Consider the following 22,894-nt stretch of genomic DNA (forward strand, 5'->3'; position numbering starts at 1 on the left):
GGCTCATCCACGGTTGTAGCCGCAGGGGTGTCGGGCGACTTCGCCAAGCCTCGAATCGGATGCCGTCCGGTTCGAGGCTCAGTCGCTTCCATCGCACAAAGTCAGATCCGTGCAGATACAAGGGGTGTTCCAGGAAACACCAACGCCTCACTCCGCTGGAACACCCCTCATCCGTCGCCTTCGGCGACACCTTCTCCCACAAGGGGAGAAGGAAAAATGCGCGGCTCTGGCAAGACAAACTTTCTTCAGCTAGCCTCCGAAAATTCCTTGGCGGAGGATGAACCTTTTTGGACCGATCGGCGACAGAGCAGGCAGGAGCCAGGCGGCTCAACCGGCCATGACGGCGGCGGCGGAGACCGATCGCGCGCTTGTCGACCGGGTCGCGAAGGGCGACCGGGCTGCCGTGCGGCTCCTGTTCATGCGTCACCACGCGCGGATCTACCGCTTCGTGGCGCGCCAGACGGGATCGGAAATGATGGCTGACGATATCGCGAACGAGGTGTTCCTCGAACTGTGGCGCCAGGCGCCGGGCTTCGAAGGGCGCTCCGAAGTCTCGACATGGCTGCTCGGCATCGCCCGCTTCAAGGCGCTCTCGCTGCTGCGCAAGAAGAAGGAAGACTGGATCGACGACGAGGCCGCCGCCGCGGTGCCCGACAGCGCCGATACGCCCGAGGTCGTCACCATGAAGGAGGACAAGGCGGCCGCGTTGCGCCGCCTCATCGACGCCCTGCCCGAGGAGCACCGCACGGTGATCGATCTCGCCTATTATCAAGGGCAATCGGTGACCGAGATCGCGCAGGTGCTCGACATCCCGGTCGCGACCGTCAAGACCCGGATGTTCTATGCCCGCAAGAAACTCGGCGAAGCCCTGAAGGCCGCCGGTTACGACAGGGGGTGGCCATGAGCGCCGCTGAAAAGATGTCGCGCCGCGACGAAATGGAAACGTTGCTGCCGTTCTACCTGAACGGTTCGCTCGAAGGTTCGGATCTGGAAGCCATCGAAGAATGGCTGGCCAACGATCCCGCGGCACTTGCCGCGCTTGGCGAGGCGGAAGCCGAGTTCTCCGGCACGGCCGCCGCCAACGAGGCGATCCGTCCACCGGCCGATGCGCTCAGCCGCTTCGCCAAGGCGCTGGACGCGGAGGCAGGGCCGACTCGGGCGCCGGCAAGCGCGTCCTGGCTGGCGCGGGCCTGGGACCGCTTCATGGCGGTGCCGGCTGGCGTCGCCTGGGCGACGGCCGCGGTCCTGCTGGCCTTGATCGCGGTGCAATCGCTGGTGCAGCCAGGCGGCAAGGGCGGCAATTTCGAGATCGCCGGCACTGAAGACGATCTGGCGAAGATGCCGTTCGCCCTGGTCAAGTTCAAGCCGGACGCCAGGATGGCCGATATTGCCGTCTTCCTCGACACCAACAAGCTCAAGATCATCGGTGGTCCGACCGCCGACGGCGTCTTCAGGCTCGCCATTCCGGCGACGACCGCCGCCGACTACGAGAAGGCGCGCGGCCTTATTGCAGCCCAGCCTTTCGCGGAGACCGTGATCGAGGGAAGGAAGCCCGTTGATGGCGGCTAAGGCGGTCATTCGATTTGCGGCAATGCGAGAGCGGTTCACCGTTTCGCGAAAACGATGGACTGCTCTATCTTCTTGTTTTGATGCAATTCCCAAGGGAAAGCGCTTTGCGCTTTTCCCGAGAAAACCGCTACGCACTTTTCTTGGAATTGCTTTGGCGGCGATGGCAATCGTCACCGTGCCTGCGTCGGCGCAGACCAACGCCACCAATCCGGACCGGGCGAAAATCGATTGTAGCGACGAGGCCAATGCGACGGCAGCCGACTGCGTCAAGGACGGCGGCGCCAAGGGCGGGTCGGGTGCGGCAGAGGCCGGCGCCGTTTTTCTGCCCGCCCTGATCGTCGACCTCTTCCCCAACCCGACCGCTCCCCCGGCACCGGTGCCGACACCACGGCCGGAGCCCGCGGCACCAGTTGCAGGCAACCAGGCCGGCCCGCCGTCGGGCGGAGCGATCGTCTCGCCGACCGATCTCATCGCCGTTCAGCCGCCGCGCGCCGTGACCGGCGAATTCGTGCCCGACGAGGTGCTGGTGACCGTCGATGGCGATGCCGGCGCGGTGCAGCAGATCGCCGCCTCCTTCGGCCTCGAAGTGCGCTCGCAGCGCCAGTCCCGGCTGCTTGGCACGACTTTGGTGCGCTTCGGCATTCCCGACGGCCGCCCGGTCGGCGTCGTGCTGGCGCAGCTTGCCGCCGACGGCCGCACGCAGCGCCGCGAGCCCAACCATATCTATTCGCTGCAGCAGGCGGCCGGCATCGTCAACTATGCCTTCGACCGCATCGCGCTCGACGCCAAACAGGCCAGTGGCGAAAACGTCCGTGTCGCCGTCATCGATACCGGCATCGACGACACCAATCCGGCTCTGGCCGGCGTCATCGCCGTGCAGTTCGATGCGATGCCCGGCGTGCCGATCGAAAAGCGCGATCACGGCACCTCGGTCGACGGGCTGATTGCCGGCGTCGGCGCGCTGGAAGGCATGGCGCCGGGCGCCAGGATCTACCACGCACGCGCCTTCGAGGGCGGCAAGTCGACCATGGACGTCATCCTGTCGGCGCTCGACTGGGCGGCGGACCAGAATGTCAGCATCATCAATATGAGCTTCGTCGGCCCGAAAAACGACCTGCTTGGTACTGCCTGCCGCAATGCCCGCGCGCTCGGCATGGTGCTGGTCGCGGCGGCCGGCAACAACGGCCCGAAGGCGCCCTATGGCTACCCGGCCGCCTTTGAGGGCGTCATTGCGGTGACGGCCACCGACGCCAAGGACGGATTGATGCCGCAGGCCAATCGCGGCGCCTATGTCTTCATCTCGGCGCCGGGGGTCGAGATGGTGGCGCCGAGCGGGGCCGGCTCGGACGTCGTCACGGGCACCTCGTTTGCCGCGGCAATCGTCAGCGGCGCCATCGCCAACCTCATCCATGCCGCCCCCGAACGCTCGGCCGACGACATCGAGAAGGCACTGGCCGCCACCGCCAGGGATCTTGGCCCGAAGGGCCGCGACAATGATTTCGGCTTTGGGCTGTTGGACATCAAGGCCGCACAGACGGCGAAGGAGTAGCCCGTGACGGCTCAGGCCGCGCGTTGCCCGGGACGGACCAAGAACCAGAACGCGGCGATGTGCGTGATCATCAGCAGCGGCACATAGATGATCGGGATCGCATAGGTGGCGCCGAATTGTTCCGCGTGTGCGGGAAGGCCGAGCTGCGTGGCATGATAATAGTCGACTAGCAGATCGACCATCCCGAAAAGGTTGAAGGCGACGACGAACGGCCAGAAGAGCCGAGGTATCCGCACCGTGAGCAATGCCAGCATGGCCAGCACCCCTGTTGCGAAGTCGCCGTAGGCGGCGAATGCGGCGAAGCCGGCAGGCAAGTTGGAACCCACGACGCCCGGGAGGATGAAGACGAGGCCGAAGAAGCGGAAGCTGTGCAGGGTGGCGATGGCGCGTTGTGCTGCGACCGGGTCCATTTGCCGGAGCCAGGGCCAGATATACGCGCCGAAGCAAAGCAGCCATGCGACATAGCCCAGAGCGAGATGGGTTTGAAATAGGACTTCCGTGGACATCTGAGGTCTTCCCGACAGCCGGTTCACACTGCTTCGAACACCGCGGTCAGGATGCCGAGCCGGCCCTGCATGAGATTTCGACCCAGGTTGGTCGTAAGCTCGGCGAAGTCCGGCCCCATCACCACGCCGAGATTTGGCGAAGGCGGCGGCCCCGATGCGCGCAGTTGCGCGAACCAGGCTCTGGCGGCCTCAGTGTCGTCTTGCCATGCGAGCACGCGGAAGCCGGCCGCTTCGATCGCCGCGCGCGTCGCGTCGGCTGTCAGGAGGAAGCTCGTCGCCGGCATTCGTGCCCAGGGGAGCGGATAGTGCGGTTCACCCTTGCCCAATGCGACGTCGAAGGTGGCAAACCGGCCGCCTGACTTCAACATGCGCCTGGTCTCGTGATAGAGCCGCGCCCGGTTGGAGATGTTCATCGCCACGTGCTGCTGCAGTACGATGTCGAAACGGCCGTCGTCGAACGGAAGCTCCAGGGCATTGGCAGTCTGGAACGACAGCTGCCCGCTCTGTCCCGTGCGTTCGGTCAGATAGCGTGCGGCTTCCACGAAAGGCGCGCTGAGGTCCACGCCAGTAACCCGGCAGCCATAGGTCGCAGCCAGAAAGCGCGCCGGCCCGCCGATGCCCGAGCCGACGTCCAGGACCGACATATCGGCGGCGACCCCCGCCAATTGGGCAAGCTCGGCGGTGGCAGCAAGCCCACGCGTGTGAAACTGGTCGAGGGTACCCAATTGCTGTGGCGTGAGAAGCTGGTCCGCTGGACCAAGGGCGGCCAGTACGGTCTTCAGCCGCTCAGTCAGGCCGGTCGCGCGATAATGGTCGCGCACCCCATCGAGTTCATTGGTCATTGCAAGATGTCTCCGTGCTTCGACCTACTACCTAAGCCCGCTTCCATAATTCGACTATCCCCTGTAATCACAACGACCTATGAAGCAGAACTACACAGTCCGTCATGGTGCGCTGGAGGGCGTCGAGGCGTTCCTGGCTGTCGCCAGGCACCGCAACTTCCGCCGCGCCGCCGCGGATCTCGGCGTGACGCCGTCCGCCGTGAGCCAGGCGGTGCGCGCGCTGGAAGCGCGCTTGGGCACCGCGCTGTTCGTCCGCACGACCCGCAGCGTCGGCTTGACCGAGCCCGGTCAGCGGTTTCTTGACCGCGCCGGCCCTGCCTTCGAAGAACTCGTCTCGGCCGGCGAAGCCGCCCGAGATGTCGGCCAGCGGCCAACCGGACTGCTACGCCTGTCCGTGCCCCGGGCCGTCGTGCCGCTGATCCTGGAGCCGATGATCGCGTCGTTCTGCCGAGCCTATCCCGAGATCGAGCTGGAGATCGCCGCGAGCGACGAGATGGTCGATCTCGCGAACGGCGGGTTCGACGCCGGCATCCGCCTCGGCCAATTCGTCGCGCCTGACATGGTCGCGGTGCGGCTGACGCCGCCGTTCAGCTTCGTCGTCGTCGGCAGCCCGGACTATTTTGAGCACAATGGCTATCCCGCGCATGTCGAGGATCTCCGCCACCACGCCTGCTTGCGCTTGCGCCGCTCGAACGGCGCCATCGCGCCCTGGTCCTTCGTCGACGGCAACGAAACGATCGAGGCGATCGTCTCGGGCCCGCTGATCGCGCATGACTATCCGACGTTGCTGGGGGCCGCGATGCAAGGCGTTGGATTGGCGCAAACGCCTCGACCCATTGCCGAGGGTCCGATTGCCCAGGGAAAACTAAAGCCCGTTCTAGAGGGCCTCTCGGCGACGACGCCGGGTGTCTTCCTCTATCATCCCGGCAAGCGCCAGGTCCTGCCGAAGCTGCGCGCCTTCATCGATCATCTCAAATCCGCGGGCTAGGCAGGCGCGCCAGCCACGGACCCCCGCACCACCAGGTCGACCGGCCAGACCTCGCCGCGGGCGCCCTCCTCCAGCCCCGATATGCGTGCCGCCAGCCGCTCGGCAATGCGTGCGCCGGCCAGCCGGATCGACGAGCGCGTCGTGGACAGCGGCACGGAAAAATTCTCCGGCTTCAGCCAGGGAAAGACGTCGTCATGGGCAATCAGCGAGACGTCGCCGGGAATGCTGAGCCCGAGATCACGCACCGCGCGCACGACGCCGAGCGCCATGATCAGGCTGGAGCAGACGATTGCCGTCGGCGCGCCGTCCTGTTCGAGCAGGCGCCGGGCAGCGCGATAGCCATTCTCCTCGGTCATGACGACGGAGCAGACATGGCGATCGCCCAATGTCAGGCCGCTCGCGGCCAGCGCCCGGCGCAGGCCGCGCTCGCGGTGAATGGCGAAGGTTTCCCTGTCATCGCCGTTGATCAGCGCCAGCCGCCGGTGGCCGAGCTGGACGAGCAGCCGGGCCGCCTCGTGGAAAGCGCCTTCATTGTCGATGTCGAGATAGGGATAGTCGAAATCGAAACCCTCGCTGCGGCCATGGACGATGAAAGGAATGCCGAGCGTGTTGACCAGCGCCACGCGCCGGTCGGCGGGCCTGGGCGAAGAGATGTAGACGGCGTCGACCTGCCGGTTGGCGACGATACGCCGGTAGGTCGTCTCCTGATCGTCGGCATCAGCCGGCGACAACACGAGGTCGAGTTCGTGCGAGCGGGCATAGTCGCCCAGGCCGGACAGAAATTCGACGAAGTGCGGGTCGATGTCGACGGCCGCACCCGTCGGCAGCACATAGCCGATCATTCCGGACTTGCCCGTGGCCAGCCGGCGCGCGCTCGGATTGGGGCGATAGCCGTGGCGCTTGGCGGCGTCCATGACGCGCCTGCGGGTTTCCTCGTTGACTTCGGGGTAGCCGTTCAGCGCCCGGCTAACCGTGGTCTGCGAAAGCGCCAGCATATGCGCAAGTTGCTTGAGGTTCACGAGAGGCCTCCCCGACTCAAAGCGCTTTTAGATTGAATCGACCCAACCACCGTCCGCGACGCGGCCATATCGCAGAGACCATAAGCGTGCCGGGGTTGGGTTTGAAACAAGAATTGCTGTTGCATTGCCAAAAAAGCATGTTTCTACGCACTTTTTCGAGCCCTGGCTGCTGGCAATTAAATCGATTAGTCCGCGGGCCCTCTTGACTCCTGATCGATTCAATGGCGAGATCGGCGAAGCCAAAGCGCTTTGGAAGACTCTTCGAAAGGTTGCGGTTCCCTTGCGACTGAGTCACAGTCCTGCGGCGTCGGCGGGCGGAATGGAGGTTCCGTCCGGTGAGTGTGTGACCCACTGGGAGGAATACCGATGAAGAAAATGCTTTTGCTGGGTGTTGCGTCTGCCGCATTCGCCCTGAGCGCGCCCGCGCATGCCGAACTGAAGTTCAAGCCGGGCGAGGACAAGCGCTTCAACTGGGCGAATTACGAAGATCTCAAGAAAGTCGACCTCAAGGGCGAGACTCTGTCGATCTTCGGACCGTGGCGTGGCGAGGACGAGACGCTTGTGCGGTCGGTACTCGATTATTTCTCCGAAGCCACCGGCGCGGAGGTCAAATATTCCTCGTCCGAGAATTACGAGCAGCAGATCGTCATCGACACCCAGGCCGGCAGCCCGCCCAACATCGCCGTGCTGCCGCAGCCGGGCCTCATCCAGGACCTTGCTTCCAAGGGCGTCTTGACCCCGCTGGGCGACGACGTCGCGGCCTGGGTCAAGGAGAATTACGCCGCCGGCGACTCCTGGGCCAAGCTCGGCACCTACAATGGCAAGGACGGCAAGCCGGGCTTCTATGCCTTTCCCTACAAGATCGACGTGAAGGGGCTGGTCTGGTACTCGCCCGACAATTTCGAGGAAGCCGGCTACAAGGTGCCGAAGACGCAGGAAGAACTGGCGGAGCTCGAAAAGAAGATCATCGCCGATGGCGGCAAGCCGTGGTGCATCGGGCTTGGTTCGGGCGGCGCGACGGGCTGGCCGGCGACCGACTGGGTCGAGGACATCATGCTGCGCACGCAGCCGCCCGAAGTCTACGACAAGTGGGTGAAGAACGAGATCCCGTTCACCGATCCGGCGGTGGTCAACGCCATCGACATCTTCGGCAAGATCGCCACCGACGACAAGATGGTGGACGGCGGCGCCAAGGCAGTCGCGGCGACCGACTTCCGCGACAGCCCGAAGGGACTCTTTACCGTGCCGCCGAAGTGCTACATGCACCATCAGGCATCGTTCATCCCCTCCTTCTTCCCGGAGGGCGTGAAGCTCGGCCAGGATGCGGACTTCTTCCCCTACCCGCCTTACGCCTCCAAGCCGGAACTGGGAACGCCGCTGGAAGTGGCCGGAACGCTGGTGATGATCACCAAGGATTCCAAGGCGTCGCGCGAATTCATCAAATTCCTGCAGATGCCGCTCGCGCATGAATTGTGGATGGCGCAGAAGAGCTTCGTCACCCCCTTCAAGGGAGCCAACAAGGACGCCTATGGCAGCGATGCGCTGAAGAAGCAGGGCGAGATCCTGGTCGGCGCCACGACGGTACGCTTCGACGGCTCTGACCTGATGCCCGGCAAGGTCGGTGCCGGCTCGTTCTGGACCGGCATGATCGACCTGGTCGGCGGCAAGTCCGCCCAGGACGTCGCCACCGACATCCAGAAGAGCTGGGACGCTATCAAATAGCGGGGCGACCTAACACATTCCAATCCTCCTGCTGGATCCGGGCCACGGCCCGGATCCGACCGGCGGTGCTCGCCGGAAGCCTTCACGTTTCGATTGTTCCGAATAACTGAAAGTCGGTGCATCCGATCGCCAGCATCGCTGGCCGGTCATGCGCAGGGAGAGGGACCCATGGCGACTCAGATTTTCTCGGCAATATTCGTCATCATCATCGGCGTCGGCGGCTGCGTCGCCTATTTCTGGGGCGCCAACAAACTGCTCGATTTGATCTTCCCCTCGCGCGGGGTGTCCGGGACGGCCGCCGTCAACAATCTGCGCCGGCAGGGATTGGTGCGGCCCTGGCTGTTCGTGGGTCCGGCGCTGATCATCCTGACCATCTACCTGATCTATCCGGTGATCGCGACGCTGTGGCTGTCTTTCTTCGACCGCGGCGGCACGAGTTTCGTGGGGTTCGCCAACTACGAATGGGCGCTGCGCGATCCGGATCTGCGAAACGCGATCCTGAACAACATCCTGTGGCTGGCGGTGGTGCCGGCGGCCTGCACCTTCCTCGGCCTGATCATCGCCGTGCTCACCGACAAGATATGGTGGGGCACGATCGCCAAGAGCCTGATCTTCCTGCCGCTGGCCATCTCCTTCGTCGGCGCCAGCGTGATCTGGAAGTTCATCTACGAATATCGAGGCGACGGCCAGATCCAGATCGGCCTGCTCAACGCCATCATCCAGCATTTCGGCGGCCAGCCGCAGGTCTGGATATCGCTGCCGTTCTGGAACAACTTCTTCCTGATGATCATCCTGATCTGGATCCAGACCGGTTTCGCCATGGTCATCCTGTCCTCCGCGCTGCGCGGCATCCCCGAAGAAACGCTGGAAGCCGCGGTCATAGACGGCGCCAACCCGTTCCAGATCTTCTGGAAGATCATGGTGCCGCAGATCTGGGGCACCATCGCGGTGGTGTGGACCACCATCACCATCCTGGTGCTGAAAGTGTTCGACATCGTCTTGACGATGACCAACGGCCAATGGAACAGCCAGGTGCTGGCCAATCTGATGTTCGACTGGATGTTCCGCGGCGGCGGCGACTTCGGCCGCGGCGCGACCATTGCCATCATCATCATGATCGCCGTCATTCCGATCATGGTCTGGAACATCCGCCAGGCCAACAAAGAGACGGGAGGGCATTGATATGGCCGTCGCGACCGGAAATTCCTTCGCAAGCCGTTTCGGCGTCCATATCGCGGTGCTGGTCTTCGTGGCGATCTGGACCATCCCCACGCTCGGCATCCTCGTCTCGTCGCTGCGCGACAAGGACCAGATCGTCGCCTCGGGCTGGTGGAATTCGTTCGCCAGTTCCAGCCAGACCGAGGCCGGGCGGCTGCCGGCCGCCTCGGCGCAGACGCAAAAGGATGGCAAGTATGTCATCGAAGGCAATGTCTTCGGCGACGGCGCCAAGCGCGACATCAGCGCCTTTGGCGTCAAGGCGGCGGCGCCGACGCAATACAAGGCCGGCACAGCGGCTGATCTCGGCGACGGCGTCACCTTGCAGGTAAATGCAGATGGCGGTTTCGTGCTCACCTCGCCCAAGGCCTTCGAAGGCGATCGCGGCCAGCGCGTCTACTACGCCTCGTCGGCGCCGCCGAAATTCACCACCGACAACTACCAAACCGTGCTGTTCTCCGAAGGCATCGGCCGCTCCTTCATGAATTCGCTGACGGTCACCATCCCGGCGACCGTGATCCCGATCCTGATCGCGGCCTTTGCCGCCTACGCGCTGGCCTGGATGCGGTTTCCCGGACGCGCCTTGCTGATAGCGGTCATCATCGGCCTCCTGGTGGTGCCGCTGCAGATGTCGCTGATCCCGCTGCTCAGGCTCTACAACGGCGTCGGCACTTTCTTCGGCGTGCCGTCCAAGACCTATCTCGGCATCTGGCTGGCGCATACCGGCTTCGGCCTGCCCTTCGCCATCTACCTGTTGCGCAGCTATATCGCCGGCCTGCCGCGCGAGATCATGGAATCGGCCCGCATCGACGGTGCCAGCGATTTCGAGATCTTCGTCAAGATCGTGCTGCCGCTGTCCTTCCCGGTGCTTGCCTCCTTCGCCATCTTCCAATTCCTCTGGGTATGGAACGATCTGCTGGTGGCAATGGTTTTCCTCGGAACGGCGCCCGATCAGATCGTGCTGACGGCCAAGCTCAATGCGCTGCTCGGCTCGCGCGGCGGCAACTGGGAGATCCTGACGACATCGGCCTTCATCACCATCATCGTGCCGCTGATCGTCTTCTTCTCGCTGCAGCGCTATTTCGTCCGCGGGCTGCTGGCCGGCTCGGTGAAAGGAGGTTGAGACAATGCAATCGGCTTTGAAGGCGACTTCGAAACCAGACCCCGCCATCGACCGCGACTGGTGGCGGGGCGCGGTGATCTATCAGATCTATCCACGCAGCTATCAGGACTCCAATGGCGACGGCATTGGCGACCTCAAAGGCATCATCGGCAGACTGCCCTACATTGCCGCCCTTGGCGCGGATGCCATCTGGATCTCGCCTTTCTTCAAATCGCCAATGAAGGATTTCGGCTACGACGTCTCGGATTACTGCGACGTCGACCCGATGTTCGGCACGCTGGCGGATTTCGACGCCCTGACGGCGGAGGCGCACCGGCTCGGTCTCAAGGTGATGATCGACGAGGTGCTGTCGCATACCGCCGACATCCATCCCTGGTTCAAGGAAAGCCGCTCGAGCCGCGTCAATCCGAAGGCCGACTGGTATGTCTGGGCGGACGCAAGGCCCGACGGTACGCCGCCCAACAACTGGCTGTCGATCTTCGGCGGCTCGGCCTGGCAATGGGACACCAGTCGCCAGCAATACTACCTGCACAATTTCCTGGCCGAGCAGCCCGACCTCAACTTCCACAACGCGCAAGTCCAGGACGCGCTGCTCGACGTCACCCGCTTCTGGCTGGAGCGCGGCGTCGACGGTTTCCGCCTCGACACCATCAATTTCTACTTCCACAGCCAGGGGCTGGAAAACAACCCGCCGCTGCCACCGGAAGAGCGCAACGACCAGACCGCACCGGCGGTCAACCCCTACAACTACCAGGACCATATCTACGACAAGAGCCGGCCGGAGAACCTCGCCTTCCTCGAGCGCTTCCGGGCGCTGCTCGACGAGTATCCGGCGACCGCCGCGGTCGGCGAAGTTGGCGATTCGCAGCGCGGGCTGGACGTGGTCGCCGCCTATACCGCGGGCGGCAAGCGCGTGCATATGTGCTATTCCTTCGACTTCCTGGCGCCGGAAAAAATCAGCGCCGCCAAGGTCCGCTCGGTGCTGGAGGCTTTTGGCAAGGTGGCCAGCGACGGCTGGTCGTGCTGGGCGTTTTCCAACCATGACGTGATGCGCCCGGCCTCGCGCTGGGCCGCCGACGAAGCAGACCCGACCGCCTATCTCAAGGTCATCTCGGCGCTGCTGATGTCGCTGCGCGGCTCGGTCTGCATCTACCAGGGCGAAGAACTCGGGCTCGGAGAGGCCGACCTGCGCTTCGAGGACCTGCAGGACCCCTACGGAATCCGCTTCTGGCCGGAATTCAAGGGCCGCGACGGCTGCCGCACGCCCATGGTGTGGGATGGCGGCGCCAGCAATGGCGGCTTCTCCCAGGCAAAGCCCTGGCTGCCGGTGCCGGCCAAGCACCTGTCACAGGCGGTCAACGTGCAGCAGGGTGACGAAACCTCCCTGCTTGAGCATTACCGGCGCTTTCTCGCCTTCCGCCGTGCCAATCCGGCGCTGGCCAAGGGCGACATCAGCTTCATCGAAAGCCAGGGCGACACCGTCGCCTTCACCCGCCGGGCGGGCAATGAGGAGATCGTCTGCGTCTTCAATCTGGGCGCCGCGCCGGCGAAGGTTGACCTCGGCAACCGAACCCTGCAACCTTTGGCGGGACACGGATTTTCCGGGCAGGCAAGCACCGGTACGGTCGAACTCGGCGGTTACGGCGTCTGGTTCGGGCGCATAGGCTGAACATCTGAGGAACCACTGGGAGGAAATCAATGGCCGATGTCAATTTGAGACAAGTGAAGAAGTCCTACGGCAATCTCAACATTCTCCACGGCATCGACCTCGACATCAAATCGGGCGAATTCATCGTCTTCGTCGGCCCGTCGGGCTGCGGCAAGTCGACCTTGCTGCGCTCGATCGCCGGGCTTGAGGAAATCACCTCGGGCGAACTCAAGATCGACGGCCAGGTGGTCAACGACGTGCCGCCATCGAAGCGCGGCATCGCCATGGTGTTCCAGTCCTACGCGCTCTATCCGCACATGACAGTCTACGACAACATGGCCTTCTCGATGAAGATCGGCAAGGAAAGCAAAGCCGAGATCGACAAACGGGTGCGGCAGGCCGCCGAAATCCTGCAGCTGACCAAATATCTCGACCGCCTGCCCAAGGCGATGTCGGGCGGCCAGCGTCAGCGTGTCGCCATCGGCCGCGCCATCGTGCGCAATCCAAAAGTGTTCCTGTTCGACGAACCGCTGTCGAACCTTGACGCGGCACTGCGCGTCGCCACGCGTATCGAGATCGCCAAGCTCAAGGAATCGATGCCCAACACGACCATGATCTATGTCACGCACGACCAGGTCGAGGCGATGACGCTGGCCGACCGCATCGTGGTGCTAAAGGATGGCCACATCGAGCAGGTCGGCACGCCCATGGAGCTCTACAAGAACCCCGGCAACCTATTCGTCGCCCAGTTCATCGGCTCGCCGGCCATGAACGTCCTGCCGGCCACGGTCGACAAGACGGGCAATCCGACCATCATCAGCCATGTCGGCGGCCGCAAGGCGACGGTGCCGATCGCGACGCCTGCTTCGGCAAAGGGAGCGGCGGTCAGCTTCGGCGTGCGGCCGGAAGATCTCGCGATCGCCAGTGGTGCGGACTATCTGTTCGAGGGGACGGTCGATTATGTCGAGCAACTCGGCGAGGTTCAGTTGGTCTATATCGACATCGGCCGTGCCGACCTGCCGCTGGTGACCAAGCTGCCGGGCAATGTCGAGATCAAGCGCGGCTCGACGCTACAGTTGACCGCCAATGCCGGCGACCTTCATATCTTCGATGCGGATGGACGGTCGTTCGCGCTGCACGAAGCGGAAGCAAAAGCCGCCTGAGGCCAGCCATGTCTCGACAACGCAAAAAGAGAGCAGCGGGCTGGCCCGCCGCTCTCTTTTTATACATCACGACGGCTGGTTAGTTGTTGCCGAAGAGATTGCGGTCTGCGCCGTGAGGGGCGGACTTCTGCACGTCGCCGGACGAGTTGAGCAGCTTGTAGATGGGTGAGTCGCTGTTGCGGACCGAACCCGTATGCGACGTATCGACATTGACGGTCGACGATGCAGTGGGCTGATTGGCGCCATTGGAGCCATAGTTGTCACTGCCGGCGAAAGTGCTGCCGGAGAGGGCCAGAACGGCGGCGGCAGCAATGAGGATCTTGTTCATTTCCAATACTCCTAACGTCTTGAATTCCACGAGTGGCGAGCGAGCCCGCCACTCGCAACAGGCGTCAACGGCCGAAGAGGTTGCGATCGCTACCCGGCCGGGCAGGCGCCTCGGTGGCCGGAGCCGACTTGCCGATCGATGCGGTGTTCGCGTTGTCGGTCGACGTGACAGCCGCCTGGTTGGCACCGCTCGAACCGTAGTTGTCGCTGCCGGCAAAGGCGCTGCCGGAGAGGGCCAGGACGGCGGCGGCGGCAATGAGGATCTTGTTCATTTTAGGTACTCCTGAATTTGTGGCATCCACCCCGCGCGGCAGGGTCGCCCCGCCGCAAGCCGGGGATCGGCTGTTAGTTGTTGCCGAAGAGATTGTGGTCGGCGCCCTGGGCAGGCGTCTGAGCAGCCGGCTCCGACTTGCTGGTCGAAGCGGTGTACGAGCTGTCGACAGTGGCAGCGGGGGTGGCGGCGTTCGAACCGTAATGGTCGCTACCAGCGAAGGCGCTGCCGGAAATGGCCAGAAGGGCGGCGGCAGTGAGAACAATCTTTTTCATTTTGGGTACTCCAGTATTTTTCCGTCCGTCTAGCGGCGTGTCTTGGGATTAAAATCGCGTCGTTCGGACCGCCCCGATGTGGGAGAGCACCTCTGCTGTTTCCAATCACGAAGTTGTTCAGCGTGGACCATGACCCTACCACTTGAAATTGTGCCAGTGATTTCCACATCTGTTATTTTCTGTCGTTATATCAATCAGTTAGCTAAAAATGGCACCCCGATCACCAACTGTATCGGAGGCTCGGCGTTCACACCGTCCTGCACGCACCGTCAACAGAAACGAACCGTTCGGTTCGATTTTAGAATCTGCTAATAGTCACTTTTCGAAACTGTTAACCTTTTCGCCCCCGGCAAAGGGGTCGAAAAACGGTGCCGGCGCGCCTGGCGACAGAAGGCAATTTGATGATGCGACCCCTGTCACGACGTTCCAGCATGCGTGTCGCGCCGCATGGATGCGATGTCGCTTTCATGCCGATGTCGCAAACCCTGCCGTGATTAGATCAGGCATCTCAGGTGCCGCTGCGTGACGACGGAGCGGAGAATTGGGAAGCCGGTCAGATTCCGGCGCTGCCCCCGCAACGGTGGTGGAGTTCAAGTCGCAACGGGAGACCACTGGGCGTAAGCCTGGGAAGGTGTCGCGATGGTCCGTAAGGACGACTCCAGAGCCCGGAAACCAGCCCGAGATGGCTAGAACTCGACTGATCGCGGTGGGCGGTCAAGAGGCGGATGGTGTTTGTCCGGCTTTGCGCCGATCTGCGTCCAGTCCTTCCTCAATCACCACCAGTTCAGTCCTTGAAAATGAGGACAGGACATGGACGCGCGCAACGACATGCTGAGGCTCTTGAACAGCCGCAGACAAGGCTTTTCGCTGGAACAGCCTTTTTACACCGACCCGGACTACTTCAAGCTCGACATGGAGCTGATCTGGTATCGCGACTGGCTGTTCATCGGCCATGATTGCGAATTGCCCAAGCCGGGCAGCTTCATCACCGTGCAGGTCGGCGACTATCCTATCGTGCTGGTGCGCGATCAGCAGGGCAAGATCAACGCCTTCCACAATTCCTGCCGCCATCGCGGCAGCCGCGTCTGCAACAGCGACAAGGGCATGGCCGCCAAACTGGTCTGTCCCTATCACCAGTGGACCTATGAGCTGGACGGGCGCCTGCTGTTCGCCCGCCAGATGGCCGAGGGGTTCGACAAGAGCCAGTTCGGGCTGAAGCCGGTCGCCTGCGAAAGCGTCGCCGGCTATGTCTTCATCTGCCTGGCCAAGGAGCCGGCCGACTTCGCGCCGATGCGGGCGATGATCGAGCCCTATCTCAAGCCGCACCGGCTGAGCGAGGCCAAGATCGCCTTCGAGAGCACGATCATCGAGAAGGGCAATTGGAAGCTGGTCTGGGAAAACAACCGCGAATGCTATCATTGCGCGGGCAATCATCCCGAACTGTGCAAGACCTTCCCGGAAGCACCGACCGTGACCGGCGTGCAAGGCGCCGACAGCGATCCGGAGATGCTGGCGCACTGGGCGAAGTGCGAAGCTGTTGGCCTGCCCAGCAAATTCCGCATCGACCCGGCCGGGCAATACCGCGCCACCCGCGCGCCGCTGCTGCGCGACGCCCAGAGCTACACGATGACCGGCAAGCGGGCGGTGAGGAAGGACCTGTCCGACAGCGTTTCGGCCGACCGCATCGGCACGCTGATGCACTATCACTACCCGACGACCTGGAACCACATCCTCGTGGATCATGCCGTCACCTTCCGCGTGCTGCCGGTCAGCGCCACCGAAACGGCGGTGACGACGAAGTGGTTGGTGCACAAGGACGCCGTCGAGGGTGTCGACTACGATCTCGCCGAACTCACCCATGTCTGGACCGAGACCAACGACCAGGATCGCCGCATCGTCGAGGAGAACGCTTTCGGTATCCTGTCGCCGGCCTATGAACCCGGCCCGTATTCGGAGCTGCATGAAGGCGGCGTCATCCAGTTCGTCGACTGGTATGCCCGCTTCATCGGTCCGCGCCTGGCCGAAGGCGGGCGGCCGGCGCTGCGCAGCGTCGCCTAGCGCATGTCACCCAAAAGTGTGCAGCGGTTTTGGGATCACGACATCCGCAAAATGAAAGGTATGCAGGGATGAATGCGATGACCGACCTTGGCCTCTATCGCCATCTCGACCAGATGGCGCCCTGGAACGACAGGCTGCAGGTGCTGGAAGTGACCGGTGTCAGCGACGAGGCGCCCGACGTCAAGACCTTCACCTTCCGGTCCGACAACCAGACCTGGTTCCGCTACAAGCCGGGCCAGTTCGTGACGCTGGAACTGCCGACGCCGGATGGGCCGCTGATGCGCACCTACACGCTGTCGTCGTCGCCGTCGCGGCCGTTCTCGATCGCGGTGACGGTGAAGGCGCAGGCGGGCAGCATCGGCACACGCTGGATGTTCGATCACCTGGCGCCCGGCTCGCACGTCAAGGCCTATGGACCGGGCGGCGACTTTTCACTGCACAGCCATCCGGCGGCGAAATATCTGTTCGTCTCGGCCGGCTCCGGCGTGACGCCGATGATGTCGATGCTGCGCTGGCTGAACGACTGTGCGCCATGGACCGATGTCGGTTTCGTCAACTGCGCGCGGCGCCCGGAAGAAATCATCTTCCGCAAGGAACTCGAACTGCTCGGCGGCCATATGCCTGGCCTGTCGCTCGGCTTCATGATCGAGGAGCGGTCGAGCCGCGAGGGCTGGTACGGCCATATGGGCCGCATCGACGCCATCCGGCTGCCGCTCCTGGCACCCGATTTCCGCGAACGCGAAATCTTCTGCTGTGGGCCCGATCCCTTCATGCGCGCCGTGCGCGGCATGCTCGAAGCCGCCGGCTTCGACATGGCAAAGTACCATCAGGAAAGCTTTGCCGCGCCGACCGTGGACGAAGTCCCGGCACCGTTTGCCGCGCCGGCTGAAGACGGCGCGGCAATTTCCGTCGAAGCCGCGACGCCGATCCGCTTCGCGCTTTCGGATGTCGACGCCGACTGCGTCGCCGGCCAGACCGTGCTGCAGACCGCGCGCGCCTCGGGCGTGCGGATACCGGCGGCCTGCGAATTCGGCCTGTGCGGAACTTGCAAGGTGAAGAAAGTCTCCGGCAGCGTCGAGATGAGCCACAATGGCGGCATCCTCGATCATGAGATCGACGACGGCTTCATCCTGGCCTGTTGTTCCAAGCCATTGTCGGCGCTGGAAATCGAGGCTTGATCCGCCCGTCCTTCGACTGATCCCGGAAATGTCGGCGCCTTGCCGGCAAAGGTTACCTTGCCAAGGAACGACCGAAAGTCTACAGGCGTTGTCGGTGGAAGCGGTCCTGCTGGCGGGCAGGGATGTAAAGCGGGGCAACAATGAAGCATGAATCCCATGCCTATGCGGTTGCGAGCCGGGATATCGTTTTCGAATCCTTCGATGGCGAGGCCGTGGTGCTCAACCTTGCCAATGGCAAATATTTCGGCTTCTCCGATTCCGGCAGCAAGGCGTGGCAGGTGCTTTCGTCCGGAGCGGACGCCCAGGCTCTGATCGGGCTGGCCGCGGGCGGCTCGACAATAAGCCAGGCCGAACTCGAACACTTCATATCGCAGCTGCTCGAACTGGGTTTGCTGGTGCGTTCGGAAGCGGCGGCGCAGCCACTGCCGGGCGAATTGCAAGCCGAGCTTGCCGCCACCAGCGAGCCGCTCAATGTCAGCATCCACGACGACCTCGCGGACCTGATCGTCGTTGATCCCATCCATGAGGTCGAGGAACCCCTTGGCTGGCCGGCGGTCAAGCAGGCTTCCTGATCGGCCGGCCGCAGCCGTGATGGAAGGCGCTTGATGCCGCGCGTCACGCTCGAAACTCTGCCGGACTACGCCCGGTATCTCATCGCCTCCGCTGAAGGCGCTGCCTCGCGCTATCCGACCATCCGGCGGGTTCGGCTGCCCGGGCTGGAACTGGCCGTGCATCTGGGTCACGGTGTGCTCGCCGACGCCCTGAGCCATGCATTTGTCGAGGCCGCTCACGATCAGCCGGAACCGTCCACCTGCCGCATCTTCATCGCTCATCCCGGCATCGACGGCATCCCGGAGCCGGCGCGATGGGGCGACGCGCATTTCACCGAGCACGGCTTTGCCAAACGGCTCGCCGAAGCCGGGTTACGCGGCCACTATTTCCACGATCTAGATTTCTGGCAGATCTACGATCCGCAACGTTGCGTTGGCGTACAGCTGATGGCCTCGGCCGATGCCTTTCCGCCTTGGGAGCCGGGGGCACCGGTGCGCGCCTTCCTGCATTGGGAATATGCCGCACGCGGCATGCGGCTGACCCATGCCGGCACGCTCGGCATCGATGGCAAGGGTATCCTCCTTGCCGGCTCGGGTGGAGCCGGGAAATCCGGCACCGTCGCCGCCGGCCTGCTCAACGGACTAGACAGTGTCGGCGACGACTATGTGCTGATCGATCTCGCCGGAGGCGTGACCGCGCGGCCCCTTTTCTCGACCTTGAAGCAGGACGCGCAAGGTTTCACGCGGCTGGGCCTGCAAAAGCGGCTAACGGCGCAAGGCCCGCTGAACTGGCAGGGCAAGCACATGTTTCACGTCGATGACATCGCGCCCAGGCCGGTGCCCGCGATGCTGGACATCGTTGCGCTGATGGTGTCACATATTAGCGGTGGCGGAGCAAGTTCGATCATGCCGGTGTCGCGCAGGGATGCCATGATTGCCTTGGCGCCGTCCGGCATCGCACAGATGCCGGGCGAACGCGAAAGCGGCTTTCGCTTCTTCAGCGAATTGACGCGCCGCCTGCCGTGCTTTCGTTTGTCCCTCGGCACCGACCCGGCGGAGATCGCCGGCACGATCGAGGACGTCCTGACACGAGGCGCCCGGTGAAGCTCAGCGTGATCATGCCTGTGTACAATCGCGAGCGCTACGTCGTCCCGGCGCTGCGCTCGTTGATCAGGCAGCGCGCTGACGCCGACTTCGACATCATCGTCATCGACGATGGCTCCACGGACGCCTCGGTGGAGGCCGTACGGTCGACGATGCGCGAGGCGCCCTGCATCCGCCTGTTTCTGCAACCCAATATGGGTGTCGCGAGGGCGCGCAATGCCGGGCTGAGACAGTTGCCGCCGGATGCCGGATTTGTGTCGTTCCTCGATTCCGACGACATCTCGCTTGCCGGGCGCTTCAAGGCGGATCTGGCTTGCTACGAGGCCGACCCGGGCCTTGACCTGACCTACTCCCTGATGACCCTGGCCGAGCAGATAGACGATGACACGATGGAGCCGGTAGCGGGCAGCCGCACTGTAACGCTGCGCGGCATTTCAATGAGCACCGGACTGTTCAGCCGGGCGCTTGTCGATCGCATAGGCTGTTTCGACGAGGAATTCGACCAGTGCGAGGACACTGACTATCTGCTGCGTATCTTCGAAACGGGTCCGAATTACCGTCTTCTGGAGACCGTCGCGATCTACTACAGGCGCCACGCCGGCAATATCACCCGCAAGCGCGAGGCCCGGCTCCGCGACCACATGCGGGCGATCCACAAATTGATCCGGCGACGCCGGGCGAACCCGTCCCTGCGTGAGATTCCAGGCATTTTCGAGCTCAAGAGCACGCCCGACTGGCGGGTGTTTTGATGCGGGATATCTCGCGATCAAAACGGGTGGTGCAGCAGCGGCCGCGAGGCCGAGGATGAGGCTGAGCGTGATCATGCCGGTCTACAATCGCGAGGCCTATGTCGGCGCCGCGCTGCGCTCGCTGCTCAGGCAAGCCGACGCCGCCGATCTCGACATCATCGTCATCGACGACGGTTCGACCGACGGCTCGGTCGAGGTCGTGCGCGCGATGATGGATGATCATTCCTGCATCCGGCTGTTCCGGCAAGACAACATGGGGGTGACCCGAGCGCGCAACAGCGGGCTCAGGCAGCTCAAGCCCGAGGCGGAACTGGTGTCGTTCCTCGATTCGGACGACATCTCGCCAGCGGGGCGCTTTGGAGCCGATGTCGAGCTTTTCCGGAAGAATCCCGATCTCGACCTGACCTATTCGAGGATGATGCTGGTCGACAAAATCGATGATGGGACCTTGGAGCCCATGGCGGACAGCAACAGCATCACGGTTCGCGGCATTCACCTGTCGGCGGCGATCTTCGCGCGCCGCCTCGTCGCGCGCATAGGCGATTTCGACGAGGATTTCGTCCAGGCCGAAGACACCGACTACCTGCTGCGCGGTTTTGAGATCGGCCCCAGATACGTGCTTCCCGACACGGTCGCGCTCTATTACAGACGGCATGCGGGCAACATGACGAGGCAAGAGGACGTCCAGTCGCGGGAATTCCTGCGCGCTATCTACAAATCCATGAAGCGGCGCAAGGCCGACCCGTCGCTGCGGCCGATCGAAGGGATCTTCGAGCTCGACAAACTGTCAGATTGGCGTGCCCTGTGATGGACGGATACGGCGTCGTCATACCGGCCTTCAACGCCAGCGGCACCATCGCCGAGACGCTGCGATCGGTTGCGGCGCAGACGGTGCGGCCGGAGCTGGTGGTGATCGTCGACGACGGATCAACCGACGATCTCGCCGCGGCGATCGGCGGAACGGACCTGCCGCTGCAATTGCTGCGCCAGGCAAATGCCGGACCGGGCAGCGCCACGACCAGAGGCATCGCCGCGCTGACGACGCCGTTCATCGCGACGCTCGACGCCGACGACCTTTGGCTGCCGACCAAGATCGAGGATCAGCTTGCATATCTGCGAGGATTGCCCGGCACATCGGGCGTCTTCTGCCATTTGCGAAACTTCCGCAATGACCGGCCCGATGCACCCGAGGATGCGGTCGTGCCCGGCTGGTCGCGGACCACGATGCTGATCCGGCGCGAGGTCGCCGAGACCGTCGGTCCGGTTGTCGATCCGCCGGGCGGTCGCGGCGAAATGATCGACTGGATCGCGCGGGCACGCGAGGCGGGCCTTGCCTTCGACATGATGGAAGAGGTGCTGGCGCTGCGCCGCATCAGGCCCGGCAGCCTGTCGTACGGACGCGATGCGACGCGCGACCGCGGCTATCTCGAAGTGGCGCGGCTGGCCATGCTGCGACGGGTCCGAAACAAGACCGGCGCGGGCTGATGGCGCGCATCCGCCGCATCAGCCGCCGTTTCCCGGACTATGGCTGGCCCTGGCCGACGGGCGGGCTCGACCAGTTGCTCAAGGCCGCGCTTCTTGCCGACGACGACGCGGCCGCCGGTTGCGCGATGGAGTGGCTGAGCGCCAACGACATCGATCTCGTCTCCTTCAGGGAGCATCGGCTGCTTGCCGCCATCTGCGACCGGTTCGGCCGGAAATTGGCCGGCCATTCCGCCTATCCACGTCTTGTCGGCCTGCAAAAGATGCTGTGGACCAAGTCGCGCATGGCGATGCGCGAGGCCGAACCGGCGCTGCAGGCGATGACGGACGCCGGATGCCTTGTGATGCTGATCAAGGGCGCCAGTCGCATTGCCTTGGACGCGTCGGCGCAGCGTGGCCGGGTGGCGCACGACATCGACATATTGGTGCGGCCGCAGGACATGGGAATGGCGTTCGACGTGCTGCGCGACCGCGACTGGCAGATCGCCACCGGGGTGAGCCCGCAATATCTGAGGACAAGACTGGCGTCGTTGCGGTCGATGAACTTCTTCAAGGGCAATTATGGCGACATCGACCTGCACCAGCTTGCCTATGACGGTTCCCAGCAAAGCGACGAGGACGACCAGGCGATCTGGCGGCGGGCGGCGGCGGCCGAATTCAGTGGTGTCGGCGTGCTGGTGCCGTCGCCGGCGGACCGCATCGCGCTGGCCATCGCGCATGGCGGGCTCGACGCCCACACGCACAGCGATTGGCTGGTCGATTGCGCGGTAGCCATTCGCGTCGGCGACGTCGACTGGGACGTGTTCCTCGACGTTGTCGCCAGGCGTGGCCTTGCCGTTGCCGCAGCGGTGGCGCTCTCCTATCTCGCGCTCGAAATAGGCGTGGCGGCGCCGGACAGGGTGCTGGCGCGCCTGCTTGAGATGGCCGACCGTACAGGCCTTTCGCGCTGGTCGGCCATGCTGCAAGCCAAGCCACGGACCGACTTCGGCAGGCTGGTCTGGTTGTCGCGCGGCTTTGCCAAGCAGTTGCGTCTGCGACGCAAGAGCGGCCGGCTTCGGCAGGAGCCGCCCGCCAGGGCATGGCGCGGAAAAGCATGGCGCGACGGGCCGGCCCGTCGCGAGCAGCCGGAAGCACCGTCGCCCCTGGTGTTCTCGCAGACCATACCTTGCCCGCCGACGGCAGGGGAGATGATGCTGGACATCACGGTCAGGATCAGCGTTCCGCCGGTCCGGCGCCGTATCGAAATGGAGATCAACCGGGGTGACGACCACGTCGCGCGTCTGCGTGCGATGGCCATCAGCCGGTCCGGTGGGGAAAGGGTGCTGCGCTTTCGCGGCAAGGTTACAGTCGACGGCCGGCAGCATGCCCTGACGCTGGAGGCGCGGCCGTCGCGGCAATTCCGCCAATGGGATGACCAGGCGACGGTCGCCGCCTATGGCGCATTGCCTTTCCATCTGGTCTCGGCGACCTTTTCGCCGCTGCGCTGAGATATCGGAGTTCACCCGCCAGGGTCGCGATGGCGGCACGAGCGGATCGAGCCCGATGGACACCCCGC

23 protein-coding genes and 1 riboswitch are annotated in these 22,894 nt (G+C 63.8%); of the genes, 17 read left to right on the plus strand and 6 right to left on the minus strand.

Going from position 1 to position 22,894, the window contains the following annotated elements; genetic code table 11:
- The first annotated feature begins 337 nt into the window (after nt 1–337).
- The 3 genes from EN851_RS23955 (at nt 338) to EN851_RS23965 (ending at nt 3,118) form a co-directional block, all read left to right on the plus strand.
- Nucleotides 338–904, plus strand: a complete 567-nt coding sequence (locus tag EN851_RS23955) for a sigma-70 family RNA polymerase sigma factor (protein WP_127275725.1) — start codon at nt 338–340, stop codon at nt 902–904.
- Nucleotides 901–1,569, plus strand: coding sequence for an anti-sigma factor (locus EN851_RS23960; protein ID WP_135917016.1), 669 nt, complete (start codon nt 901–903; stop codon nt 1,567–1,569). The genes EN851_RS23955 and EN851_RS23960 overlap by 4 nt, the downstream gene beginning before the upstream one ends.
- Nucleotides 1,570–1,729: 160 nt before the next feature.
- The gene (locus tag EN851_RS23965; protein ID WP_135930109.1) at nt 1,730–3,118 is read left to right on the plus strand and encodes a S8 family serine peptidase; all 1,389 of its coding nucleotides are present in this window, start codon (nt 1,730–1,732) and stop codon (nt 3,116–3,118) included.
- 11 nt (nt 3,119–3,129) lie between these two features.
- Here EN851_RS23965 and EN851_RS23970 read toward each other — a convergent pair whose 3' ends face one another.
- Together EN851_RS23970 and EN851_RS23975 are read right to left on the minus strand one after the other, a co-directional pair.
- Nucleotides 3,130–3,624, minus strand: a complete 495-nt coding sequence (locus EN851_RS23970) for a hypothetical protein (RefSeq protein ID WP_135930110.1) — start codon at nt 3,622–3,624, stop codon at nt 3,130–3,132.
- A gap of 23 nt (nt 3,625–3,647) precedes the next feature.
- Nucleotides 3,648–4,466 (minus strand): class I SAM-dependent methyltransferase, encoded by an 819-nt coding sequence (locus tag EN851_RS23975; RefSeq protein WP_135930111.1) that lies wholly within the window; start codon nt 4,464–4,466, stop codon nt 3,648–3,650.
- 79 nt (nt 4,467–4,545) lie between these two features.
- Between EN851_RS23975 and EN851_RS23980 the strand changes: the two genes are divergently transcribed.
- A complete protein-coding gene (locus tag EN851_RS23980; protein ID WP_135917021.1) occupies nt 4,546–5,454 on the plus strand; it encodes a LysR family transcriptional regulator in 909 nt (302 codons plus the stop codon).
- Here EN851_RS23980 and EN851_RS23985 read toward each other — a convergent pair.
- Nucleotides 5,451–6,473, minus strand: coding sequence for a substrate-binding domain-containing protein (locus EN851_RS23985; protein WP_135930112.1), 1,023 nt, complete (start codon nt 6,471–6,473; stop codon nt 5,451–5,453). The genes EN851_RS23980 and EN851_RS23985 overlap by 4 nt on opposite strands.
- Before the next feature lie 366 nt (nt 6,474–6,839).
- Between EN851_RS23985 and EN851_RS23990 the strand changes: the two genes are divergently transcribed.
- From EN851_RS23990 to ugpC, 5 genes are all read left to right on the plus strand, one after another.
- Entirely contained in the window at nt 6,840–8,195 is a 1,356-nt protein-coding gene (locus tag EN851_RS23990; protein ID WP_127275672.1) for an ABC transporter substrate-binding protein, read from the plus strand.
- 168 nt (nt 8,196–8,363) lie between these two features.
- Entirely contained in the window at nt 8,364–9,377 is a 1,014-nt protein-coding gene (locus EN851_RS23995; RefSeq protein ID WP_135930113.1) for a sugar ABC transporter permease, read from the plus strand.
- Nucleotide 9,378: 1 nt separating this feature from the next.
- On the plus strand, nt 9,379–10,533 hold the full coding sequence (locus tag EN851_RS24000) for a carbohydrate ABC transporter permease (protein ID WP_135930114.1): 1,155 nt from the start codon (nt 9,379–9,381) through the stop codon (nt 10,531–10,533).
- 4 nt (nt 10,534–10,537) lie between these two features.
- The gene (locus EN851_RS24005) at nt 10,538–12,202 is read left to right on the plus strand and encodes an alpha-glucosidase (RefSeq protein WP_135930115.1); all 1,665 of its coding nucleotides are present in this window, start codon (nt 10,538–10,540) and stop codon (nt 12,200–12,202) included.
- Between the two features lie 29 nt (nt 12,203–12,231).
- Nucleotides 12,232–13,344: a sn-glycerol-3-phosphate ABC transporter ATP-binding protein UgpC gene (ugpC, locus tag EN851_RS24010; RefSeq protein ID WP_135930116.1), complete on the plus strand. Its 1,113-nt coding sequence runs from the start codon at nt 12,232–12,234 to the stop codon at nt 13,342–13,344.
- Between the two features lie 79 nt (nt 13,345–13,423).
- Here ugpC and EN851_RS24015 read toward each other — a convergent pair whose 3' ends face one another.
- From EN851_RS24015 to EN851_RS24025, 3 genes are all read right to left on the minus strand, one after another.
- On the minus strand, nt 13,424–13,672 hold the full coding sequence (locus EN851_RS24015) for a DUF680 domain-containing protein (RefSeq protein WP_135930117.1): 249 nt from the start codon (nt 13,670–13,672) through the stop codon (nt 13,424–13,426).
- A gap of 64 nt (nt 13,673–13,736) precedes the next feature.
- Nucleotides 13,737–13,943, minus strand: a complete 207-nt coding sequence (locus tag EN851_RS24020; RefSeq protein WP_127275666.1) for a DUF680 domain-containing protein — start codon at nt 13,941–13,943, stop codon at nt 13,737–13,739.
- Nucleotides 13,944–14,016: 73 nt separating this feature from the next.
- Nucleotides 14,017–14,217, minus strand: a complete 201-nt coding sequence (locus EN851_RS24025) for a DUF680 domain-containing protein (RefSeq protein ID WP_127275665.1) — start codon at nt 14,215–14,217, stop codon at nt 14,017–14,019.
- Between the two features lie 493 nt (nt 14,218–14,710).
- Nucleotides 14,711–14,913, plus strand: a riboswitch (cobalamin riboswitch).
- A gap of 114 nt (nt 14,914–15,027) precedes the next feature.
- On the opposite strand from EN851_RS24025, the gene EN851_RS24030 reads away from it, so the two are divergent.
- The 8 genes from EN851_RS24030 to EN851_RS24065 all read left to right on the plus strand — a co-directional run bounded on the left by EN851_RS24030 (nt 15,028) and on the right by EN851_RS24065 (nt 22,826).
- On the plus strand, nt 15,028–16,275 hold the full coding sequence (locus tag EN851_RS24030) for an aromatic ring-hydroxylating dioxygenase subunit alpha (RefSeq protein ID WP_135930118.1): 1,248 nt from the start codon (nt 15,028–15,030) through the stop codon (nt 16,273–16,275).
- A 77-nt stretch (nt 16,276–16,352) separates the two neighbouring features.
- On the plus strand, nt 16,353–17,453 hold the full coding sequence (locus tag EN851_RS24035) for a hybrid-cluster NAD(P)-dependent oxidoreductase (protein ID WP_127275663.1): 1,101 nt from the start codon (nt 16,353–16,355) through the stop codon (nt 17,451–17,453).
- A 140-nt stretch (nt 17,454–17,593) separates the two neighbouring features.
- Entirely contained in the window at nt 17,594–18,025 is a 432-nt protein-coding gene (locus tag EN851_RS24040) for a PqqD family protein (RefSeq protein WP_127275662.1), read from the plus strand.
- Between the two features lie 33 nt (nt 18,026–18,058).
- A complete protein-coding gene (locus tag EN851_RS24045) occupies nt 18,059–19,108 on the plus strand; it encodes a serine kinase (protein WP_135930119.1) in 1,050 nt (349 codons plus the stop codon).
- Nucleotides 19,105–19,857, plus strand: coding sequence for a glycosyltransferase family A protein (locus EN851_RS24050; RefSeq protein ID WP_189521925.1), 753 nt, complete (start codon nt 19,105–19,107; stop codon nt 19,855–19,857). Before EN851_RS24045 ends, EN851_RS24050 begins: the two co-directional genes overlap by 4 nt.
- 55 nt (nt 19,858–19,912) lie before the next feature.
- The gene (locus tag EN851_RS24055) at nt 19,913–20,665 is read left to right on the plus strand and encodes a glycosyltransferase (RefSeq protein WP_135930120.1); all 753 of its coding nucleotides are present in this window, start codon (nt 19,913–19,915) and stop codon (nt 20,663–20,665) included.
- The gene (locus tag EN851_RS24060) at nt 20,665–21,342 is read left to right on the plus strand and encodes a glycosyltransferase family A protein (RefSeq protein ID WP_135882774.1); all 678 of its coding nucleotides are present in this window, start codon (nt 20,665–20,667) and stop codon (nt 21,340–21,342) included. The genes EN851_RS24055 and EN851_RS24060 overlap by 1 nt, the downstream gene beginning before the upstream one ends.
- The gene (locus tag EN851_RS24065; protein WP_189521926.1) at nt 21,342–22,826 is read left to right on the plus strand and encodes a nucleotidyltransferase family protein; all 1,485 of its coding nucleotides are present in this window, start codon (nt 21,342–21,344) and stop codon (nt 22,824–22,826) included. Before EN851_RS24060 ends, EN851_RS24065 begins: the two co-directional genes overlap by 1 nt.
- The last annotated feature ends 68 nt before the right edge of the window (nt 22,827–22,894 follow it).

The sequence above is a fragment of the Mesorhizobium sp. M8A.F.Ca.ET.208.01.1.1 genome (genome assembly GCF_004791315.1).
Taxonomy (GTDB): domain Bacteria; phylum Pseudomonadota; class Alphaproteobacteria; order Rhizobiales; family Rhizobiaceae; genus Mesorhizobium.

Coding starts and splice junctions, on each gene's coding strand:
- EN851_RS23990 (WP_127275672.1), top strand. CDS start 6,840: ATGAAGAAAATGCTTTTGCTGGGTGTTGCGTCTGCCGCATTCGCCCTG.
- EN851_RS24000 (WP_135930114.1), top strand. CDS start 9,379: ATGGCCGTCGCGACCGGAAATTCCTTCGCAAGCCGTTTCGGCGTCCAT.
- EN851_RS23965 (WP_135930109.1), top strand. CDS start 1,730: ATGGCAATCGTCACCGTGCCTGCGTCGGCGCAGACCAACGCCACCAAT.
- EN851_RS24005 (WP_135930115.1), top strand. CDS start 10,538: ATGCAATCGGCTTTGAAGGCGACTTCGAAACCAGACCCCGCCATCGAC.
- EN851_RS24025 (WP_127275665.1), bottom strand. CDS start 14,217: ATGAAAAAGATTGTTCTCACTGCCGCCGCCCTTCTGGCCATTTCCGGC.
- EN851_RS24030 (WP_135930118.1), top strand. CDS start 15,028: ATGGACGCGCGCAACGACATGCTGAGGCTCTTGAACAGCCGCAGACAA.
- EN851_RS24040 (WP_127275662.1), top strand. CDS start 17,594: ATGAAGCATGAATCCCATGCCTATGCGGTTGCGAGCCGGGATATCGTT.
- EN851_RS24015 (WP_135930117.1), bottom strand. CDS start 13,672: ATGAACAAGATCCTCATTGCTGCCGCCGCCGTTCTGGCCCTCTCCGGC.
- EN851_RS23970 (WP_135930110.1), bottom strand. CDS start 3,624: ATGTCCACGGAAGTCCTATTTCAAACCCATCTCGCTCTGGGCTATGTC.
- EN851_RS23995 (WP_135930113.1), top strand. CDS start 8,364: ATGGCGACTCAGATTTTCTCGGCAATATTCGTCATCATCATCGGCGTC.
- EN851_RS24055 (WP_135930120.1), top strand. CDS start 19,913: ATGAGGCTGAGCGTGATCATGCCGGTCTACAATCGCGAGGCCTATGTC.
- EN851_RS23960 (WP_135917016.1), top strand. CDS start 901: ATGAGCGCCGCTGAAAAGATGTCGCGCCGCGACGAAATGGAAACGTTG.
- EN851_RS24060 (WP_135882774.1), top strand. CDS start 20,665: ATGGACGGATACGGCGTCGTCATACCGGCCTTCAACGCCAGCGGCACC.
- EN851_RS24065 (WP_189521926.1), top strand. CDS start 21,342: ATGGCGCGCATCCGCCGCATCAGCCGCCGTTTCCCGGACTATGGCTGG.
- EN851_RS24020 (WP_127275666.1), bottom strand. CDS start 13,943: ATGAACAAGATCCTCATTGCCGCCGCCGCCGTCCTGGCCCTCTCCGGC.
- EN851_RS23980 (WP_135917021.1), top strand. CDS start 4,546: ATGAAGCAGAACTACACAGTCCGTCATGGTGCGCTGGAGGGCGTCGAG.
- EN851_RS23975 (WP_135930111.1), bottom strand. CDS start 4,466: ATGACCAATGAACTCGATGGGGTGCGCGACCATTATCGCGCGACCGGC.
- EN851_RS24035 (WP_127275663.1), top strand. CDS start 16,353: ATGACCGACCTTGGCCTCTATCGCCATCTCGACCAGATGGCGCCCTGG.
- EN851_RS23955 (WP_127275725.1), top strand. CDS start 338: ATGACGGCGGCGGCGGAGACCGATCGCGCGCTTGTCGACCGGGTCGCG.
- EN851_RS24045 (WP_135930119.1), top strand. CDS start 18,059: ATGCCGCGCGTCACGCTCGAAACTCTGCCGGACTACGCCCGGTATCTC.
- ugpC (WP_135930116.1), top strand. CDS start 12,232: ATGGCCGATGTCAATTTGAGACAAGTGAAGAAGTCCTACGGCAATCTC.